Source organism: Bacillus sp. 2175, from assembly GCF_057812155.1.
This window is the reverse complement of sequence record NZ_CM173819.1, coordinates 1,408,512-1,427,628: the sequence shown is the minus strand read 5'-3', so window position 1 is coordinate 1,427,628 and position 19,117 is coordinate 1,408,512. Positions and strand designations below refer to the sequence as shown.

The 19,117-nt window shown below is 34.1% G+C and carries 23 protein-coding genes; 2 read left to right on the top strand and 21 right to left on the bottom strand.

Features of this window, described 5'->3' with window-relative positions; translation table 11 throughout:
- Positions 1-198: 198 nt before the first annotated feature.
- The 19 genes from ACXKY9_RS07730 to ACXKY9_RS07640 all read right to left on the bottom strand — a co-directional run bounded on the left by ACXKY9_RS07730 (position 199) and on the right by ACXKY9_RS07640 (position 15,493).
- Complete coding sequence (locus ACXKY9_RS07730; protein WP_000198174.1) at positions 199-534, bottom strand: DUF3964 family protein; 336 nt, start codon at positions 532-534, stop codon at positions 199-201.
- A 48-nt stretch (positions 535-582) separates the two neighbouring features.
- Positions 583-1,896: a flagellar hook protein FlgE gene (gene flgE, locus ACXKY9_RS07725; protein ID WP_000588313.1), complete on the bottom strand. Its 1,314-nt coding sequence runs from the start codon at positions 1,894-1,896 to the stop codon at positions 583-585.
- 41 nt (positions 1,897-1,937) lie between these two features.
- Positions 1,938-2,510 (bottom strand): flagellar hook assembly protein FlgD, encoded by a 573-nt coding sequence (locus tag ACXKY9_RS07720; protein WP_001143486.1) that lies wholly within the window; start codon positions 2,508-2,510, stop codon positions 1,938-1,940.
- Positions 2,511-2,513: 3 nt separating this feature from the next.
- Positions 2,514-3,623, bottom strand: coding sequence for a flagellar hook-length control protein FliK (locus ACXKY9_RS07715; RefSeq protein ID WP_000616451.1), 1,110 nt, complete (start codon positions 3,621-3,623; stop codon positions 2,514-2,516).
- Between the two features lie 10 nt (positions 3,624-3,633).
- Positions 3,634-4,044, bottom strand: a complete 411-nt coding sequence (locus ACXKY9_RS07710) for a hypothetical protein (protein ID WP_000360855.1) — start codon at positions 4,042-4,044, stop codon at positions 3,634-3,636.
- Positions 4,045-4,160: 116 nt separating this feature from the next.
- Positions 4,161-5,465 (bottom strand): flagellar protein export ATPase FliI, encoded by a 1,305-nt coding sequence (gene fliI, locus ACXKY9_RS07705; RefSeq protein WP_000088693.1) that lies wholly within the window; start codon positions 5,463-5,465, stop codon positions 4,161-4,163.
- Positions 5,462-6,151: a FliH/SctL family protein gene (locus tag ACXKY9_RS07700; RefSeq protein WP_000051684.1), complete on the bottom strand. Its 690-nt coding sequence runs from the start codon at positions 6,149-6,151 to the stop codon at positions 5,462-5,464. Before ACXKY9_RS07700 ends, fliI begins: the two co-directional genes overlap by 4 nt.
- Entirely contained in the window at positions 6,138-7,142 is a 1,005-nt protein-coding gene (gene fliG / locus ACXKY9_RS07695) for a flagellar motor switch protein FliG (protein ID WP_000883364.1), read from the bottom strand. The genes ACXKY9_RS07700 and fliG overlap by 14 nt, the downstream gene beginning before the upstream one ends.
- A gap of 13 nt (positions 7,143-7,155) precedes the next feature.
- Complete coding sequence (locus tag ACXKY9_RS07690; RefSeq protein ID WP_000413927.1) at positions 7,156-8,730, bottom strand: flagellar M-ring protein FliF C-terminal domain-containing protein; 1,575 nt, start codon at positions 8,728-8,730, stop codon at positions 7,156-7,158.
- 22 nt (positions 8,731-8,752) lie between these two features.
- Positions 8,753-9,052 carry a flagellar hook-basal body complex protein FliE gene (gene fliE / locus ACXKY9_RS07685; protein ID WP_000701669.1) on the bottom strand — a complete coding sequence of 100 codons (300 nt, stop codon included), beginning with the start codon at positions 9,050-9,052 and terminating at the stop codon, positions 8,753-8,755.
- A gap of 16 nt (positions 9,053-9,068) precedes the next feature.
- A complete protein-coding gene (gene flgC, locus ACXKY9_RS07680) occupies positions 9,069-9,482 on the bottom strand; it encodes a flagellar basal body rod protein FlgC (RefSeq protein WP_000484680.1) in 414 nt (137 codons plus the stop codon).
- A gap of 21 nt (positions 9,483-9,503) precedes the next feature.
- Positions 9,504-9,962 (bottom strand): flagellar basal body rod protein FlgB, encoded by a 459-nt coding sequence (gene flgB / locus ACXKY9_RS07675; RefSeq protein ID WP_370445031.1) that lies wholly within the window; start codon positions 9,960-9,962, stop codon positions 9,504-9,506.
- Positions 9,963-10,280: 318 nt separating this feature from the next.
- The gene (locus tag ACXKY9_RS07670; RefSeq protein ID WP_001058085.1) at positions 10,281-10,553 is read right to left on the bottom strand and encodes a hypothetical protein; all 273 of its coding nucleotides are present in this window, start codon (positions 10,551-10,553) and stop codon (positions 10,281-10,283) included.
- Positions 10,543-10,911: a flagellar export chaperone FliS gene (locus ACXKY9_RS07665; RefSeq protein ID WP_001149505.1), complete on the bottom strand. Its 369-nt coding sequence runs from the start codon at positions 10,909-10,911 to the stop codon at positions 10,543-10,545. Before ACXKY9_RS07665 ends, ACXKY9_RS07670 begins: the two co-directional genes overlap by 11 nt.
- A gap of 22 nt (positions 10,912-10,933) precedes the next feature.
- A complete protein-coding gene (locus tag ACXKY9_RS07660; RefSeq protein WP_000929224.1) occupies positions 10,934-12,310 on the bottom strand; it encodes a flagellar hook-associated protein 2 in 1,377 nt (458 codons plus the stop codon).
- Between the two features lie 19 nt (positions 12,311-12,329).
- Positions 12,330-13,193, bottom strand: a complete 864-nt coding sequence (locus ACXKY9_RS07655) for a flagellar hook-associated protein 3 (protein WP_001266411.1) — start codon at positions 13,191-13,193, stop codon at positions 12,330-12,332.
- A 51-nt stretch (positions 13,194-13,244) separates the two neighbouring features.
- The gene (gene flgK, locus ACXKY9_RS07650; protein ID WP_001239698.1) at positions 13,245-14,543 is read right to left on the bottom strand and encodes a flagellar hook-associated protein FlgK; all 1,299 of its coding nucleotides are present in this window, start codon (positions 14,541-14,543) and stop codon (positions 13,245-13,247) included.
- A gap of 17 nt (positions 14,544-14,560) precedes the next feature.
- A complete protein-coding gene (locus tag ACXKY9_RS07645) occupies positions 14,561-15,013 on the bottom strand; it encodes a hypothetical protein (protein WP_000275878.1) in 453 nt (150 codons plus the stop codon).
- A gap of 15 nt (positions 15,014-15,028) precedes the next feature.
- Positions 15,029-15,493 (bottom strand): YaaR family protein, encoded by a 465-nt coding sequence (locus ACXKY9_RS07640; RefSeq protein WP_000946323.1) that lies wholly within the window; start codon positions 15,491-15,493, stop codon positions 15,029-15,031.
- Between the two features lie 144 nt (positions 15,494-15,637).
- Here ACXKY9_RS07640 and ACXKY9_RS07635 point away from each other — a divergent pair, with 144 nt between their 5' ends.
- The gene (locus ACXKY9_RS07635; protein WP_001020111.1) at positions 15,638-16,135 is read left to right on the top strand and encodes a hypothetical protein; all 498 of its coding nucleotides are present in this window, start codon (positions 15,638-15,640) and stop codon (positions 16,133-16,135) included.
- Between the two features lie 39 nt (positions 16,136-16,174).
- Positions 16,175-16,957 (top strand): CheR family methyltransferase, encoded by a 783-nt coding sequence (locus tag ACXKY9_RS07630; RefSeq protein ID WP_000582872.1) that lies wholly within the window; start codon positions 16,175-16,177, stop codon positions 16,955-16,957.
- A 32-nt stretch (positions 16,958-16,989) separates the two neighbouring features.
- Here ACXKY9_RS07630 and ACXKY9_RS07625 read toward each other — a convergent pair whose 3' ends face one another.
- Entirely contained in the window at positions 16,990-17,706 is a 717-nt protein-coding gene (locus tag ACXKY9_RS07625) for a hypothetical protein (RefSeq protein ID WP_000403960.1), read from the bottom strand.
- Between the two features lie 27 nt (positions 17,707-17,733).
- Complete coding sequence (locus ACXKY9_RS07620) at positions 17,734-19,104, bottom strand: hypothetical protein (protein WP_000800082.1); 1,371 nt, start codon at positions 19,102-19,104, stop codon at positions 17,734-17,736.
- Positions 19,105-19,117 lie beyond the last annotated feature (13 nt).

The following is a 19,117-nucleotide window of genomic DNA, read 5'->3' as shown; positions in this document are numbered from 1 at the left end:
ACCTCTCCTTTTATAAAAATCTATCATCACAAACATATGAAATGAAACTAGCATACTCTCATTTCATTGCCCTATTGTCACAACTCACAGACTATAAAAAGTACTGACTTGCTATAAAGAGATTATTGTTCAACCACTCCAGTACATTTTTATAGTTCTCTTCTTACAGCTCCGAGCCACCTAAGCCTAAAAACACTTTTAAGCGCCTTTAAGCAACTCGATATTGTTGAACCAAAACGCAATTTGCTGATCCGTAATGCCTGATAATGTAATAAAAAACTCACGGCACTTCATCTCGTCCTTAAACAGTTGATACTTCCATGCGCCATCACTGCCAACACTGACGAAATAAAACTCATGAATACGACCAATAATCGCTTTCTTTTCAGCAAATGAATACGGGGGCACTTGCTTAATTTCAAATTGATCTGGTAAATATATATGCTCTTCTCGTTCCATTTTTAGTACTTGTTCAGCAAGTTCACGTTTATTCTCGAAAAATGGCAATTGTAAAATTCGTTCTTGTCTTGTCATACGAATAAAAACCCTTTCTACTACATTACAATCTTTCTTTATAATATATTATCGAATTAAATTTACAACTTCATTTAATACTTCATCTGAAACTTTAATTACTTTCGCATTTCCTTGGAATCCACGTTGATATAGCATTAAGTCAACGAATTCTGCAGATAAATCTACGTTTGAACTTTCTTTTGCTGACCCCCTTACATTACCTGCACCATTCTCACCGGCAACACCTATCCCTGGAATCCCTGCTGATGGTGTGGCAATGTAATTGCCATTCCCAGTTTTCATTAATCCACCTGAATTAGGGAATGTAGCTACAGCTAGTTGTCCTACAACCTTCATACTACCATCCGAATATGTCATCATAACGAAACCACCGTCAGAAATTGAATAGTCATTTGCAATTGCAGCTGGACGCCCCGTTACTTCTGTTGTAGAAATAGTTTTCCCTGTCGGATAATTTGTTAAACCACTTAAGTCCAGTGTCAGTCCCTTACCAAAAGGAATTTTAACTGTTCCACCTTTAGTAATTTCACCAGTTACTGGATTTTTTTGTACAGATTCATCTGTTTCTTTTAGATTTCCTAATGTATCAAATTTAAGATTTTTTTCGCCCGTCATGCCTTCAACAGGCTTAAACTCTTTTTCGTTTTTAGAATCATTTCTTACAGAAACTGTATATGTATATTCACCTGGCACAGGCTTTTCAACTTCTTTTCCATCTACAGTCTCTTTTGTAGTCTTTTGTTTAATATTTACACGTAACGTTAACGAGTTTCCTTCCTCATCAAAAACTGTGAATTCGTGAGATAATGCATTTTGATTTCTAGGAAGGTTTCCACCTATTGTTGCTTTATCTGTTTGAATCCCACCAACAGCTGATCCCATTGGAATATGAATTGGACTTGGTCGTGAAGAAAAATCTATTTCTTGTGTTCCTGTTTTCACACCATAACCTAGCACATACTGTCCACTTGTATTTGTAACATAGTTATCTTTCGATACACCGAAAGACCCTTTTCTCGTATACTCTACATTTCCACTATTACGATCGCCAACTAAAAATAAACCATTTCCCTCTATGGCTGTCTCCATCTTATCACTAGTTAAAGTAAGAGAACCATCACTAAAATCTGTTGATGTCCCACTAAACTTTACACCGTTACCAATACTCTTTGGATTCGTGCCAGCATAAGCACCATCCCCACGTGAACCAACCGTATTATTATATAGCAGATCATCAAAAATAGCTTTTTGCTTTTTATATCCAACTGTTTGTGCATTTGCAATATTATTTGAAGTAACACTTAATGCATTTTGTGCCGCATTCATCCCTGTAATACTTGTATATAACGCTTTAATCATAACCTATATACACTCCTTTTATTAATTTTTATTAATTTTTATTAATTTTGCTTAACCTCTTCATTTTTTTCTATATCATCTTTCTTCTCATCTTCTGGATTTGTTTCTGCTATCGGTTTATCTGAAACCCTTTCTACAAAACGAAGTGAGACAACTTGATTATCAACAATAAGTTGTACATCGTTATTTTCGGCAAGTCGAACAGTTTCCACTTGACCAGTCACTTGCTCTCCCTTATTGTTTATACCTCTAACATACTTTCCTAAAAATTTCATCCCTCCATCAAGAGCTGTCGTATACATCGTTGATTGTAGTTTATCTACTGCTTTTGTCATATTTTGTACTTGCTCCATAAGCGATAGTTGAGCCGTTTGATTCATCATTTGGTTCATATCCATCGCATTAAACGGGTCTTGATGTTGAAAGCTTGCTAAAAAAAGTTTCAGGAAATCATCTTTATCCATAATACCGGGTGTTTTTTGATTACTTGCTGATACTCCGTTTGTTTGTTGAACTGGCGATTGCACACCATTAACAGATGCATTTTTTGCTTGCGCCCCTACTTGTAACGGAATATGATTTGTACTCGTTGTATTTAATCCAACTGTTGGCACACTTTATTCCTCCAATAATCCCGCAAATTCTTTTGATTGTTGTTTCTCATGTTGCGTACTTGCTAATTTCTGCTTTTGCCTTTGTTCTTGTTCTCGCTGTTCTTTACGGTTTTCATCTTTATCAGAATAGCTAATTTGAATGTTAATTTCTTTTTCTTTTAACTTTAGCCTCAATTCATCAAAAATGACTTCAACACGTTTTTTCGCATCGTGTTTTTCCATTTCTACGTGAACATCAATTTGGTCTCCATGCTTTTTCATAAACACAGTTAACGTACCAAATTTTTCTGGATTTAACTGAAATAAAACACGTTCTTGTTTCACTACAAATTTTTGCAAGGCTTCTACTTGCGCTTCCATTTTCTTTCCTAAGTCAGGCAATGAAACTTTCTCAGCACCACTATTTGATTTCCCTATTTGTTCGGTACTCGTCGTTTTATTTAATAACTCTGCACCTGCAGAGCTCGAATCGTTTAATGCATCACCTTCTGGCAACTCTACCTTTGCACCATCGTTCTCAGCTTTCGGAAGATCTACGTCTTTAAATTCTTCTTGTTTCTTTGCAATATTACAAGTTTCTGTTTCTACAACCTTCAATGCTTGCATCGTTTGCTCTGGCATCTTCATTTTGTCTAATACCATTTGCATTGTATCTTCTAAACATATAGCATTTTTGATATTCATATTTGAAAGAAGTTCTTGTAATTGTTGTAATTCAGCTGCAGGTAATTCATTAAGTTTAATATTGCCATATTCTTTATATAGCTCTTGTATTTTTTGTATGTATTGATATAACAATTCCGGCTGCACATGTAATTGCTCAATTGCAACCATTTGCTCAGATACAGCTAATAACAACTGTTCTGTCTCTTTTTTTTCTTCTTTCTTTACAATTGGTTCTTCTTTCGTTACCGATGGTTTAGAAAGGTTATATTCTTTTTTCTCTTCTTTTGGTGCTTCTTCTCGTTTCGTTTTCTCCGTTTTCGGCTGCTTTTTATTTTCCATTCTCATCGTACGATCAAATGAAGAATCTTCATTTTTCGATTGTACTTCTAGCCCTTTTTCTTTTTGCGGAGGTAAACTTTGTTGCACCGGTAATACAGACTGTATCACTACATTCACCTCATCCATTCATACACATTTTCAAATCCAGAAGCATTTTTTCTTCCAGCTTTTCTTGTGCTTTCGCAAGCTTTTTGCAATCTTCTTGATACATCTCATCAATGACACGTTCTTTTTCTTTTACTTGCTCTAAAAGACTTTCATTTTTTTGAATAAAACCTTCCGTTTTTTTAATTTTCCGATTCCATTCTTCTATTCTTTCAGGTGAAAACGTATGTGAAGAAAGCATACCAGCCATAATACGTTGCCCAGTTTGTACGACTTTACTACGCGATTTCACAACATATAAATCATATTCTTTTTTTTGTTCTATTTTTCTTTTTTCAGCTGTTAATTCATACACTTCTTTTAAAATATGTTCTTTTTCTTGATTTATTTGCAATTTTATTGTGTCGTACTGCTGTTTATCCACCTGTTTTCATAACCCCTTTCTATTATAACGTTCTCTTTTTCTATTATATAGTTTTTTTCCAAAAAAATCTGTGAAATATTAAAAAACAAAAAAATAAGACCTCTTATGCAGAGGCCTTATACTATATGCTGTATCGCTTCAACGATATCATCAAATTGGAAACTATCCGATCGACCTTGCTTTAAAAATGTATTTATGCCTTCTACTTTATTTTTACATTCAAAAATATAAGCATTTTCTTCATTTTCTTGAATCGTTCCTAGCTTAAAATACAATTCATTTTCTTTATAAATTGATAAAATCTTTCTCATTTCATTTGCAAGCTGCCAATGATGTGGCGAAACAATTTCTTCCATAATCCTACTTACTGAATCTAATACTGAAATTGCAGGGTAATGACTAAGCGTTGCAAGCTCACGCTTTAATACGATATGTCCATCTAAAATACCACGTGCTAAATCTGGTACAGGACCATTTAAATCATCCCCATCAACAAGCACCGTATAAATACCTGTTATAGATCCCTTTTGTGTTTTTCCGGACCGCTCTAACAACTTCTTCATATAACTTTCCATTAACAGTGTTTTACCACCAATCGGTAACTCTTTAACAGCAATATCAACACTTCTTCGTGCATCGGCAAAACGAGTAACAGAGTCCATCATAAGTAATACGTTATTACCTTGATCACGGAAGTATTCAGCAATAGACGTTGCGAGTTTCGCTGCACGAAGTTGCATAAGATGACTTTCATCTGACGTCGCTACAACAACGACGCTTTTTCGCATACCTTCCTCGCCTAACTCTTTTCGAATAAAGTCTTTTACTTCCCGGCCACGTTCCCCTACTAAACTAATAACGTTTATATCAGCTTTTGCATTTTTTGCTATCATTCCAAGTAAAGTTGATTTACCAACACCTGACCCAGCAAAAATACCAATCTTTTGACCGATACCAATTGTTAGCATAGAATCAATTGATTTTATTCCTGTTTCAAATACATCGGTAATCTCTTCACGTTCAAATGCATGTATAGGTGGTGCATCTAGTTTTATTTTCTGTAATGGAATGTTTTCAGCTTCCTCATTTAACACTTCACCATTTGCACTTAACACTTTTCCGAGCAAGTGATTACCACGTGGTACAACAACATCTTCTGAAACTAATGTCACTGAATCTCCATAACATACTTTTTCTGTCTGTTCAAATGGAAGTAGCATATTATTTTCCTTTTCAATGGCAATCACTTCACATAAGACGTTATGTTCTCCAACGAAGCAAACATCACCAATCTTCGCTTTCGGCCCTTTTGCTACGAAAAACTGTTCTTGTACACTATGAACTTTGCCTACTTTCGTATACAGCGGTGTTTCAATGAACTTATTCCATTTTTCGTTCTCATTCATTAACAGGCGGCTCATACATTTTGCTCCTCAAATAACTTCTCTTCTTCCCATTTCTGACGAAGTTTCGCAAATATAGGTGCAAATTTAAATTTAAAGAACTCTTTCTCTTCTTCCAGAACAAATTCACCAAACTGCAGGGAGAAATCATATTTCCATTCTACTAATTGTAGTAACCAATATTCTTTCGTATTTTCCTTCTCTTCTTGAATACGTTCAAACGTTTCTGGATGTACTGTAATGATTAATTTTTCAAACGAAGTTGGCAATGTTTGCACGATGCCAGTTAAAATAGGTAACACATCAAGCAATCGTGAATCTACCGCTTGATTCACGATTTTTTCTGCTAGATGAAAAGATTGATCCCATAATAACTCTGTCCATTCATACGCTGTTTCTTGTTGTTCTTTTTGAAATTGCACACGCGCTGCTTCCATCTGTTCCAGTTGCTCATGAATATGCATTTGAAATTGTTCTTTATCTTGTAATAACTGCTGCCGCTCTCGTTCTAGCATTTGCTTCTCTTGCCTTAGCTGATTCATTTCCATATGTAACGATTCTTGCTGGGCGCGAAGTTCTGCATGATCAGCTTGTAATTCTTCCTCTTCTATTTGAATTGAAGCTGGTTTTGGAAATTGTAATTCATACGTTTCTTCAGAAAAAGAAACAGAATTCTTCGGAATTCTGTTTTTAAATAAGGACATCCTCTTCACCTCTTTGAACGATAATTCTTCCTTCTTTCTCTAGCTTTTTCACTGTACCAGTGATCGTTTGCTGCGCTTTTTCAGCATCCGTCATCTTAAGCGGTCCTAAGCCATCTAATTCTTCTAGAATCATCTCTTTACGGTTTGAAGACATACATGTAAATAATTTCTCTTTAATTTCTTCTTTTGCAATTTTAAGTGCTTTCGCAAGAACACCGTTATCTGTAATTTCTTCTAATACACGGCGAAGCGCAAGATCTTCAAGACCAAGTAAGTCTTCAAAGACAAACATATTTTCTTTAATTTTCTCAGATAACTCATAATCGACTTCATCCAGCTTTTGAAAGACTGTTTTTTCAACACCTCGTGAAACATTATTTAAAATATTTACGATTGTTTTCAAGCCATCAGTTTTATTAATTGCACTAAATGCCATATTATTTAATTTCGATTTTAACAACTCACCAATTTGATTAATTAACTCACCATCAACTTGTTCTAGTTTCGCTATACCCATTACCGTTTCAACGCGCTTATGATCTGGCAATCTCTCAATTAATTGAGACGCAAGTTGCGGTTTAATATAAGAAGCGATAATTGCAATTGTTTGTGGTGACTCATCATTAAGCACTGTAAGAAGTGGCTCTAAATCTGTAAGTGAATTTAAGAACTCAAACGGATTATCTTTGTTATACCAAAGATCTTCCAATAATTTTTCCAGTTCGTCTTCTGGCATGTTTTTAAATATGCGACGAATGTATTCTTTATCTGGAGTGACTAAGTTCAATTCTTTTACATTTAGTTCATATAAGAACTCTCCTAGTACATTTTCTAACGTTTCTGGTTTGTATACACGAAACTTTGCGATTTCACGAAGTAATACTTCTTTTTCCTCAGCTGTCATATATTCAATGACTTTTGCTGCCACCCCTTCTTCTAATGTACGAATAAGGATGGCAGCTTTTTCTTTGGAGGAGATTTCATCTAACATCGTTGTTCCTCCCTTACTGTCCGTTTAACCATTTTTTAATTACTTTTGCAGTTCCTTCTACATGTTCTTTCGTAGCATCCTGCACTTGTTCATCTAACGTTGGTTCTTTCGGTTCTTCTGGTTCAGGTTTTGGCTCTGGCACTATTTTTTCTTCAGGAATTTCCAAGATACTTTCATTACTTGCAGCAATTTCCTCTTCTACTAAGTATTCTTCATATTCCTCTTCTTCTTTCTTTCTCTTACGTCTTGCTAATAAGAACCATACTAGGCCACCAATCGCTAATAAGCCAGCTGTAATTCCACCGAATAACCACCAGTTCATACCACTTTTTTCTGGCTCTTTCTCTTTTTCGGCTTTCGGCTGATCGAACTGAACAGTTACAACGTTAACTTGACCATTTATAAAGTTACCGTTCGGATCAGCTTGAAGTCCTGCCGCTGTTCCGATTGCTTCTTTAAAAGTTGTCATATCAATTTTACGTTTTACTAGCGTATCATTATCTACCCATACAACAACATTTGTTTTCGTTAATTCTGGGTGTTTCTTAATTGTTTCAACTGTTTTATCTATTTCATAGTTTTCGATTTTGTTACCATTTTTATTATCATAGACAACTTTACCATTTTGATTATTGTTCGTACCGTAGTTTGGCACTTCACCGTTCGCTGTAATACCAGCACCTTGCTTCGTATCTGCCCCTTCTTGCGCAGTAGAGCTTTCCTCTTGCTCTTGTTTACTACGAAGTACACCTTTATCACCATACTTCTCTGACTGACGTGTAACTTCATCGTAGTTTACAGATACTTTCGTATTCACTTTATATTCATTCGGTTTAAACATCGTCATTAATGTTGCATCAATGTCTTGCTTTAATTTACCTTCAAGTTGGTGCTGCATCTCAACTTCTTTCTCATAAGAAGAGGAACTACTAGAATGTGCTTCATCTGCTCCTTTTGAGATAACACCTTTTTTACTATCAATAACACTTACTTCTTCTGCTTTCACACCAGGAACCGCTGCACTAATCATTTGCTGTATACCTGCAACTTGATCAGCTGTTAACAATTGTCCACGCTTCACTCCAACCGTAATCGCCGCTGTTCCTTTTGCTTTTTCTTCATCAAAAATTGTCTCTTTTTCAGGCAATGTAATTTGAACATTTGCCGTTTCAACTGTCGCAAAGTTTCTTACAATATCTTGCTCCAATTGCTTCTTCGTACCGACAATTTGCTTCATTTTTTTATCTTGCTCACTTGAACCGAGCGAGCTTTCTAATAAAATTTCTTCACCGCTTTTCGAATTAAACGGTAAGCCCATCCCATTCATTTCTTTTCGAACCCATGGAGCATCATTCTTTTGCACACGAATCGAACCATCGGCCGCTAATTGATAATCGACACCTAACTTCGATAATTCTGCTGTAATCTCTTGTTTATCTGCATCATTTAAATTTTGATATACAACAACATATTTATCTGGCAAGGTGAAGTATAAAAGTGCTCCTGTTACAATCGCTAAAAGCGCAGCACCGATTACTAACTTATGCCATGTTTTTAACGATTGGATAACATTTTTCATCTTTTCCATTTAAACACACCCGTCCACTTTCCTAAATTTGCATATTAATTAGTGACTTATAATTTTCAATAAGATTATCACGTACGAGAGCAGCCGTTTTCATTTGAGATTCAGCTTTCTTTTGCTGAATTAAAACGTCATGTGTTTCTCCTACCCCTTTAGTTAGTAAATCATATACTGCTGTTTGCGCATTGTTTTGCGTTTGATTCATATCTTCCAATAAATCAATAAACTTTTTCCCCTCAACTACAGGTGTTTGAGAAGTCTTCGGTGCACCAATTGACTGAATTGCTCCAAATGGTTGTGTATGTAACATTGGTTGGATTTTCATATTATTATCTTCCCCCTTATCCTCGGCCGATTTCTAAATCTTTATCAAGCATTTTTTTATTTGCATTTAATACACTCGTATTCGCTTCATACATTTTTTGAGCAACCATTACATTCGTCATTTCAGCAGTTACATCAATATTGGGATAACGTACATATCCTTCTTCATTTGCGTGCGGATGCGTCGGATCATACACTAAATTTTCCGTTTTGTCTGCTTCAATACTTTTTATTTTTACTCCATTAGTAGGAGCCCCATCTAACATACTTGCAAAACTATTGTTTGATTCTAGCACCACACTACGACGCTCATATAAATCTGCCCCCGGAGCCGCCGTCGTATTCGCATTTACAATATTGTTAGAAGTAACTTCCATCCACTTTCTCGCTGTCGTTAGCCCTGAGCCACTTGCATTAATTGCCTGAAACATCCGTTGTCTCTCCTTCTACTTTTAACGTCCGCGTGCCGCTTGGTTAATTGCATATTGTGTATTAATTGCGTTAATTGAAATACCGTATAACTGATTTGCTTTCATTAAATCTAGCATTTCTGTCGTTACATCCACACTATTTCCGTCTTTATTCGTTTGCATTGATTTTGTTTGAATCTTTGCATATGTATTTTTCGTATTTACTGTCGGTAAGTGCATTTCATTCGTTTGATATAAATCTGGATTGCTCTTTAAATCAGCCGCATTATTTTTATATAACGCACTACTTTTATTCATCTGCTCAGCAAATGTTACATCTTGTGCTTTATAGCCAGGTGTATTCGCATTTGCAATATTACTAGAAACAGTATTTCGTTTCGTCACTAAATAATTCATATAATGGCTTACATCACTCACTAAATCTGGCATATTCCACACCCTTCCTTTTCTAACGTAATGATCCACTGATAGAAGTTTCACTTCATTATTTATTTTCTTATATGCGTTTATTAAAATATTTACTATTATGTACCCTTACATATTTTATTCCATTTTTTCATTGTTGTCTTTAGAAAAATACAAAAATATAGAAAAAGAATGCAAAAAACTGTATACACATAGTAATCTATAGAACATTTCAATATATAAACTACAAACTAAAGTCCATTTTTCTATTATTTAGATTACAATTATTATTTCATCACAGTCATAAAATGAAACCTCAATCAGCGGAGTTCTTTATGTAAACGAAGGAATAGACCCCCTTTTAAAAGGGGAATCTGTTTCCAGACGTTATTATTAATATTTACCGTAAAATGAATTAGCCTTCATTCGCCCATCATTTTCCATAATCATTTCTTCCAAAATCTTTTGCTTATCACGAATATGCTGCGCTGCCTTAATAATGAATGGGCTTACTTCTGCTGCAACTTGTGCACGTCTTTCTTCATCTAGTGTCATCATCCAACGATTTAACATCTCACTCTTCTCAGCAAACTCTTCATCTGACACTTGTAATTCACCGATTTCATTAAAACAGCTGACAAACGTTCGATAAATATCATTGTTCATTTTCAAGTGCTCCACGGTAACCGTCTATTAAATCTTGTAACACTTGTACAATCGCATCAATGTCTTTTGCTTCACGCGTTACTTTCATCGTTTGAATTTGAATGCTAATCCAATCGTATAAACCAAATAGACCGTCATATAAATCTTTTGAAATATCAGGATTTAATTGAAGCTTCAACTCTTCAAATATACGTTCTAACTTTTCAAGAAGGTCGTCTCCTTCTTGAAGTTTAAATGTATTTAAAAGTTCTTCTAATTTACGAAACTCTACGATACATCTTTCATAAATAAATATTGTATTTTTAATCGGATTACTCGTCATAATATCATTTTGCATATAACGTTGCCATGCTTGCATATAATCACTTCCTCAACTTTCATTAATCATCACTTTTGGTTTTTGTCATTGCTTTGATTGTCTGCAGCTGACTATCAAGCAATGCTAGCTGGCTTTCCAACTTTGCATATTTATCAATAATTGATTCTTGTTTTTTCTTATTAATTGTATCAATATCTTGAATTTTTCTCTCTAAATCAGTCACTTGCTTTTCAATACTTTTAGAGCGTTTTCCGATAATCCCTTCATCTCCAAAGATTCCCTCAAGCTTTTTATCTATATCATGACCAATACCATTAAAGCCAAAGAAAAATTGTTTTGTAGATTCTGGATTCTCTTTAAAAGCTATTTTCAATTTTTCTTCATCAAGAGTCATATTTCCTGTTTTATCAATTTGAATTCCAAAAGAAAATAAATACTTATCATCTTGTGAAAATTTAAAAATGCTTGTCATTGCATTACTGATAGCAAATGAAACATTATTCCCTTGCATTACTCCATTTTCACCAGAAAATAAATCTAAACTTTTAACAGCGTTATTATACTCATCTTTCATTTTTTTGATTAAATCTATCGAATTTTTTATATCTGAATCTTCGATAGTTAATTTAATTGGCTCTGTAGTTACCTTTTCTAAGTTAATAGTTAATCCTGGAATTGTATCAATCTTATTTGTTTTACTAGTTCCTTTAATTCCGTTTATTGTATACTCAGCATTTATCGCTCCTGTCACTTGATGTGCAACAACATTCGTTCCATCCGGATTTTTCGCAGAAGTAACTAACCCTATATTTTGTAAAAAACCATTGGCGCCATCCGTTAATTTCAGCTCTCCAGTTTCTCCTGCAGTAGTCGATGTGAAAAATAGTTGATCCCCTAATGTGTATACTGATGCACCATAATTCCCATTATTTATCTTATTGACAAGATCTTTATACGTCATATCTTTTGAGATTTTAACTTCTTTTCCATTTATCTGAAATACATCATCTACTCCAAGTTTTAAATCTAAACTAAACTTTTGCTCCGTACCTTCAGGAGTTTTTGGGGGAGTAAGTGGAGCTGTAGTTATTTGATGCCTTTCTGCTACTCGCTCTACTGTAATTGTATATGTTCCAGGAATTGCAGCAGCATCCGCCTGTGCTGTCATAAAACCATCTTTGGATAAAGTTGTTTTCTTTTCATCACCTTTAAATGTGTTTAAATCTTTGAATACTTGCACAAAATTTGCAAACTCTTTTTTCATGCTCGCATAAACTTTGTTTTCATTTGTTAACGTTTGTTTTTGTGTAGTGTATGGTGATTTTTTCATTTCCAATGCTTGTAACTCTAAATCTACTAACTTCTTTGTATCTATTATGTTATTTCCTAAATTCCATATTTGCTGTCTGTCACCATAATTAGATATTGTCCCTGCCATATTTTTCACTCCTTATCATTTACATGTAATCTAAAATACTCGTTTTACTCATCGTACTAACAGCTTTTAATGTTGCTTCGTATGTTGCGTTTATATAAGCTAAATCAGAAATTGCGACAGCTAAATCAACATCCTCAATTTCTTTACGGTTTTCTTGAAGTGCTACATTTTGCTCGTTTAAAATTGTTTTAAACGTCTCCATTGTGTTCATTGTCGAACCAACTTCAGTTGTACGGTTAATGATGCCATCTAAGTTTTGCTTATTTCCTTCCAATAACGGTTTTAATGCTTTTTGGTCACCGTTTTTCATCGCTTCACTCATCTGTTTTAACGTTTTTATAACCGGGGATAATAATGCTTCTCCGTTACGGAACGCTTTGAATTCATAACCGTCATTTAATTGCCAGTTCACATCATTTTTTCCACCTTGGTACGTACCATCTTCTGTAAATGGCGGATTTTTTGCACTATCACCACCGAAAATATAACGACCTTGTTCTTTTGTATTCGCTAAATAGACGACCTGTTTTAAAATTTGATCAATCTCTACACCAATAGCCTGCAATTCTTTTTCACTATTTGTCCCATTTAATGCTTGTACTGTTAATTGGTCTGCTCTTGTTAAAGATTTCAAAACACCTTGTAAAGTATTTTCAGTTTGTGTTAATACATTTTTTGAATCCGCTATATCTTTCTGCATTTGCTCCATATTTGCCAATGAATGTTGAATCGCAAATGATTTACTTGCTGCAAGTGGATCTTCACTCATAAGAAGGTTTTTCTTCCCTGAGGTTACTTGATTTCGGTGGTATTGCTGTTGCACATTTAAATCCATCAACTGATTCTTTGCCCAGTTTGCATTTTGAAATGTAGATACTCTCATTTCTATCTCCTCCTTAAATATTTCCAATTACCAACTATACATGACTACTCCTTATCTAATAATCGAAAACAAACTATCAAACACTTCATTCATAGTAGTTATAGCTTTAGAATTCGCCACGAAGTACTTCTGGAAGGCCATTAAATTAACCATTTCTTCTTCCATATTTACGCCCTCGATGCTCATCTTTTCTTGCTGGATACCTTCTAATAAATCCTTATGAATATTTTGATATGCATTTACTGAACTTTTATCAGAGGCTACACCAACTAAAAATTGATCTAAGGCTTGCTTATATGTAAGTCCATCCTTATAGCCTTTATCTGTAATAGCCGCAAGGTTGTTGGCAGTTTCAGCCGAAATTTTCATTTTTGAAATATCTTTTATAAAATCAGGATTCAATTCAAGCTTCTTCGCATCTTCTCCTACAAAAAACTCTTTCTTCATAGTATTATTCACTTGTTTTTTTAACGAATTTACAAACTCATTCAGATTATCTTTATAATTTGTAATCTTTGCTTTCGTATCAATTGCCGATAAAATTGTTCCACCACTTAATGGGATATCTGTTCCAGATATTTGTACAGACATTGGCTTTTTATCCTTCTGTAATTGAAGTGGGTATGTATCTTGACCATTTACAGTTAAAACACCATTCATCCTAACACTTGCAATATTAGGATTTGTAGCTTCATACGATACTTCTATATCTGCATACTTAGACATTTCTGTCATAATACGATCACGTTCATCTAATAGTTGATTTGGTACTTGTGTACCTGCTTGCCCAATTTTATGATTCGCTTCTGCTAAACTAGCAGCAAGTCGATTAAATTCATTAACATGCGCTTCAATATCTTCTGTCGTCTGTGCTTCCACTGTATCTAAGTTTTTCGCAAGACGACTTACTTGACTTGTGAACTTCCCCGTTTCAGCAATTAATGTATCGTAGTAATTTGATTGCTCCGGATTTTTTGCAACTTCACGAAAAGCATTGAAAAACCCATCCATTAAACTAGATAATGAATTTTTACCTGTCGTTCCTACCATAGACTCTACTCGCGACAAAGTAGAATTCATATATGCATAGTAAGAGAACTGTGACATTTGATCATTATATTGCTTTGTCTTCACTTCATCTGTAATACGATCAACACCTAACGTTTGTACACCATACCCTATTCTTTGTTCTGGTGCATACCCTTTACTTCCTCCAGCAGATCCGTAATTCACCATTTGACGAACATAACCCGGTGTATGAATGTTAGACAAGTTTTGTTTCGTTGTTTGTAACCCCATTTGAGCCGCTAACATACCCGATAGCGGTGTATTATAATCAGATAATCTCATAAAGCTTCACTTCTCCTTTACAATAGTTCATTCATAAAGATTTGCGAATTATTGTTTCGCTCTAAGTTATATTCAGAAACAGAATCCACAATACTTTCTGTAGTTTTTAATAGTACGTTTAAGTAATATTGATTTTTCAAAAGAATCATTTTTACATTCTCTTCTAATTCAGTTACGTTTTTTTGTAATTCTTCCATTTTTTCAATTTCTTCTTGAGAAAAATACGAAAATAACGCACTTACACGAAACGATTCAACCCCTTGTTCTTTGCAGAACTGAACAACCATTTCTTCAAATGAGCTTGATAACCCTTTTAAACCATCAATGTACTGCAATTGCTCTACTTGCAACTTTTGAACTGCATTTACATTTTTATTTTTTAAATTCTCATATATTTGCTCTCCAAGCGCTTGAATATTTTCATACGCTTTTTGAATAATAACGAGTTTTTCATATAATTGTATGTACATATAGCTTCCTTCCTTTTACAAGACTAAATTCACAATTAAACCATGGATTTCTCCAATTTGATTTAACATTTCTAAATGTCCTGTTTTCGTATTAATTAAATTCATAACATCTTCTAATTCATTCAATCCCATTTCTGCCTGTTTCACAATCGTCATTTTCTGTGAATATCCGTAACGCGGGTGACGAGACATGACATCTTTATACTGCAATACATTATCCACGTAAAAATTCAAAAATGATTTTACTGTATTTTTGTATTCCATTACATTATCAAGCGTTAATTCCATTTCAATTTTCTCTTTAATTTCTCCAATATTATCGACAAACGCTTCCATTTGTTCTAGTAATTTATCTTTTTTCGGATCTGCATGCAAATTATCCGAAAATGCAAGTCCTGTCCTGACATTTGCTTCTTTCGGCATTTGAGTAGCAGGCGGTATATGCGATAAAATTGGATTATGCGAGATAGAACGTAGCATATATATCACCTATTTATTTTTTTTATTTCTTCCTAAACTTAATCGTAAAATCCAGTTATTTATAATTATACTCTGAACAGTAATATTTTGCAGTTATTTTTTATAAAAGATATGTTACAATTTAGCATGAGGTGGCACAATTCTATGAATATTTTCCTTTGTGGTTCAAATCAATTAACAGCATTAGATCAAGAAGAAATTAAAAAATTTTTAACTGACTATGCTCACAAACATAAAATTTACATATTATGTTATAAATCTATTGAAAATGAGGTTCTTCGTTTTTTCGTTGAGAATGAAAGACTCGCTCAAAATTTATGCCTTTACACGCTGCAACCATTGCAAGCAATAACAGATGAATTTCAAGAAGTCGTTGATTACTTAAAAAAACACGGAGCCGAATATGTTGCTTTTGATCATCCTTCTGACTCCATTTACCGATCAGATTATATGTTTTTTGTTAAACAAATTATTGAAGACACTGATTTAGTTCTCTGTTTTTATAATGGTGACAAACATACATCTGTCATCCCTGTCGATGTTGCAAAAGAAGCAGGTATTGATGCTGTCATTTATGATTTACCAGGATTACATGAAAAGCAAACGAAAAAAAGCTTTGAACAAAAAATTCGTATGATGTAAAGGGGGAGGCACAATATCATTATTGTGCCCATTGTAAATATGATAATTGAACAAGATTACGATCATTTTATAGCGAGTTTTAAACAACAATTCAATATGGACATCGCTTCATATAAACAAGATAGAATGCGCCGTAGAATCGATGCTTTCATTTCGAGAAAAGGCTTCGAAAACTACACTAATTTTTTAAACAAATTACGCGCTGATCAAAATTTATTTTTAAATTTTATTGACTATATTACAATTAACGTTTCAGAGTTTTTTAGAAATAAAGAACGATGGCAAACTTTAGAGTCGAAAGCACTACCAAAATTACTCGAACAAAATAGCGGAAAATTAAAGGTATGGAGTGCCGCTTGCGCTGCTGGTGAAGAACCATATACACTCTCTTTAATTTTATCAAAACATCTAGCTCCATTTCGTTTTGAAATTCAAGCAACAGATCTTGATTTTCATATTTTAGAAACCGCAAAACGCGCTCAATATACAGAACGTTCGTTAAAGGAATTACCTACTGATTTGAAAGAACGTCATTTCACAAAAGAGAATGATCTATATTCATTGCATCAAAACATTAAACAAAACGTCTCGTTTAAACAACACGACCTTTTAATGCAGTCATTCGATACAAATTATGATTTGATTATTTGTCGTAATGTAATGATATATTTCACAGAAGAAGCAAGAATAAAACTTTACGAAAAATTTAGTCGTTCTTTACGAAAAGGCGGTGTACTATTTGTTGGTAGTACGGAACAAATTTTAACACCCGAACGTTACAATCTTCAGCGATTTGATACATTCTTCTACGAAAAAATATAAAAGAGGTCGTCACAATGGAGTGACGACCTCTTTTACATAACTCGAATTAAAATAATACCGACAATCCATATGAAGAGAAAAAGAAACGTCATAGACCATTTATGTTCTTGCATCGTTTGTTTCAATGCCTGTGATAATTGTGTCATGTTCATTTCCGCAAGCGCTCTCCATACACTTACATCCCGATCTTTAGCAATGCGGTCTGTAACGCTAATTAAAATCGTTTCGTTAGACAATTTTGTTATATAAGCAGTAATAACCGTTACCATCAAATTTATATTTCCTTCTGAGGAATCACTTTCCACTCTAGAGATGAGTGCACTTACATCTAGTAAAGGAATATGTACTTTTCTACCAAATGATAGTTGTACTTCAGCGAAATCATATGTTCCATCTAACAAAGGAAGTTCTTTTATGTGCGCCTGCTTAATAAGTCCTTGTAGGCTTCTAATTACTTGTTCAAACACTTTTTCTGATTGCTTTCCTTCTTGAGATAATGTATGTAACTTTTTAAAAAGTTGTAACACCGTATCCATCTCTTTAGAAAGTATTTCCTTCATAATCTTTCCATCACTTAAACTTGCAAGTAAAATACCTATTTCATTATTTTTCGAAATAATTTTAGACTGTCCAGTAAACACTAAATTGCTACGCTTTCGTTCTTTCTGGATTTCATGTTCCGAAATAGCTGCAGGCTGTTTTAATGGTTGTAGCGTCTTATCTTCAATTGTCGTACGTTTAATCTCCATTTAAGCGCCTCCACTACTATGAAATAATTAGCCCCATTCTTTATTACTCTTTAAAACTAAAAACAGTACGAATAAACCTGACATGATAGTAAATACATCCGAAGCTTGTACTCCCTGTTCACCTTTTTCTTCTTCCTTGTCTTTCGTTTCTTCTTTTTGTTCTTTCTTTTTAGAGACAACTTGTTTGTTATTTTTCTCTTTTTGGTCCTTCGCCTTATGTACTTCCTTGTTGTCTTCGAACGGCTCTTTTATAACGTAAGTAAATTCCTCTTTCTCTTTCAACGGTTCTTTTATAAACTTATTTACTTTCTCATCTTGCTTCGGAATTTGAACAACTGGCAATTTTTCTTCTGGAAGCGGGTTTTTGATTTTCAAATCTTCTTGCTTCTCATTTTCTTTCTTATCTTCTAATTCATTTTCTAGTTTATTATCTAATTTATCTTCTTTCTCTTCTATCTTTTTATCATCTTCGTTTTTTGGCGCCAAAACAGAAATGGTATATTCACTTTCTTCAACAAGTTTATTACCTGCTGCATCTATTATCTCTACAAGTAATTCGTATGATCCAGCCGGCAATGCTTCTGTTATTTCAAATACTTTTTGCCAATCCATATCATGCTTGTTGTAGTCTAATAAAAACGAAAGCTCTTTATTTTCTTTCCCTTTTAATGTAACGCGCACTTCTTTTACAACCGATTCTATATCTGACGCTTTTACTCGTATATGTATAGAATCTCCCTGTTTTCGTTCAACTAAGTTCTCTTTTACTTCATCAATAGTAACTTTCTGTAACTTTGGCAATTCTTTATCTATAGTTGGCGTTTCATTTTTAATACGAATGAGCGGGACTTTCACTTCATTTTTTATGAGCTCTTCTTTCTCATTCTCTTTGTAACTTTGAACGAGCTGAAGATTCCAATCACCTTGCAAATCAAAATCCCCTGCTTTATAGTTAGCAACCCAGATCTTCGTTTCTTCATCATACTCAAAAGATAGTATTCTTTCTTGCGCATATTGCTCGCCATTTTTTTGTAACTGCAATATACCTTTCATGCTTTGAATGTTTTTCACATTTGGTTCTACAGCAATTCGCACTTCTTCGCCAACTTTAAGCTCCGGCTTATTTACTGTAATAATTCCTTGTTCTGTTTCTATCTTTCTTTCATTCAATTGTTTATTTACTACTTCTTGTTGCTCTGCTTCTTTTTGTTTCTCTTCATCTTGCTTCGTTTCCACTTGTTCTGACGATTCTTGAGATTCCTTATTTTCTTCTTGTACATTCACTTCATTTATTTTTTGATCTGACTCAATTTGTTCCTCAGCCTGACTTTGCAAGGGGAAGAACAAGCACACATGTATGCATAGCCAACTCATTAGAAAAAACTTTACGTTTTTCATCTACTAGTTCAAA

Coding starts and splice junctions, on each gene's coding strand:
- fliI (WP_000088693.1), bottom strand. CDS start 5,465: ATGAGCCGCCTGTTAATGAATGAGAACGAAAAATGGAATAAGTTCATT.
- ACXKY9_RS07655 (WP_001266411.1), bottom strand. CDS start 13,193: ATGAGAGTATCTACATTTCAAAATGCAAACTGGGCAAAGAATCAGTTG.
- ACXKY9_RS07700 (WP_000051684.1), bottom strand. CDS start 6,151: ATGTCCTTATTTAAAAACAGAATTCCGAAGAATTCTGTTTCTTTTTCT.
- flgE (WP_000588313.1), bottom strand. CDS start 1,896: ATGATTAAAGCGTTATATACAAGTATTACAGGGATGAATGCGGCACAA.
- ACXKY9_RS07660 (WP_000929224.1), bottom strand. CDS start 12,310: ATGGCAGGGACAATATCTAATTATGGTGACAGACAGCAAATATGGAAT.
- ACXKY9_RS07665 (WP_001149505.1), bottom strand. CDS start 10,911: ATGCAAGCATGGCAACGTTATATGCAAAATGATATTATGACGAGTAAT.
- flgK (WP_001239698.1), bottom strand. CDS start 14,543: ATGAGATTATCTGATTATAATACACCGCTATCGGGTATGTTAGCGGCT.
- ACXKY9_RS07635 (WP_001020111.1), top strand. CDS start 15,638: ATGAATATTTTCCTTTGTGGTTCAAATCAATTAACAGCATTAGATCAA.
- ACXKY9_RS07620 (WP_000800082.1), bottom strand. CDS start 19,104: ATGAAAAACGTAAAGTTTTTTCTAATGAGTTGGCTATGCATACATGTG.
- ACXKY9_RS07640 (WP_000946323.1), bottom strand. CDS start 15,493: ATGCTACGTTCTATCTCGCATAATCCAATTTTATCGCATATACCGCCT.
- fliE (WP_000701669.1), bottom strand. CDS start 9,052: ATGAAAATCCAACCAATGTTACATACACAACCATTTGGAGCAATTCAG.
- ACXKY9_RS07730 (WP_000198174.1), bottom strand. CDS start 534: ATGACAAGACAAGAACGAATTTTACAATTGCCATTTTTCGAGAATAAA.
- ACXKY9_RS07690 (WP_000413927.1), bottom strand. CDS start 8,730: ATGGAAAAGATGAAAAATGTTATCCAATCGTTAAAAACATGGCATAAG.
- fliG (WP_000883364.1), bottom strand. CDS start 7,142: ATGTTAGATGAAATCTCCTCCAAAGAAAAAGCTGCCATCCTTATTCGT.
- ACXKY9_RS07630 (WP_000582872.1), top strand. CDS start 16,175: ATGATAATTGAACAAGATTACGATCATTTTATAGCGAGTTTTAAACAA.
- flgC (WP_000484680.1), bottom strand. CDS start 9,482: ATGTTTCAGGCAATTAATGCAAGTGGCTCAGGGCTAACGACAGCGAGA.
- ACXKY9_RS07645 (WP_000275878.1), bottom strand. CDS start 15,013: ATGTACATACAATTATATGAAAAACTCGTTATTATTCAAAAAGCGTAT.
- ACXKY9_RS07670 (WP_001058085.1), bottom strand. CDS start 10,553: ATGAACAATGATATTTATCGAACGTTTGTCAGCTGTTTTAATGAAATC.
- ACXKY9_RS07625 (WP_000403960.1), bottom strand. CDS start 17,706: ATGGAGATTAAACGTACGACAATTGAAGATAAGACGCTACAACCATTA.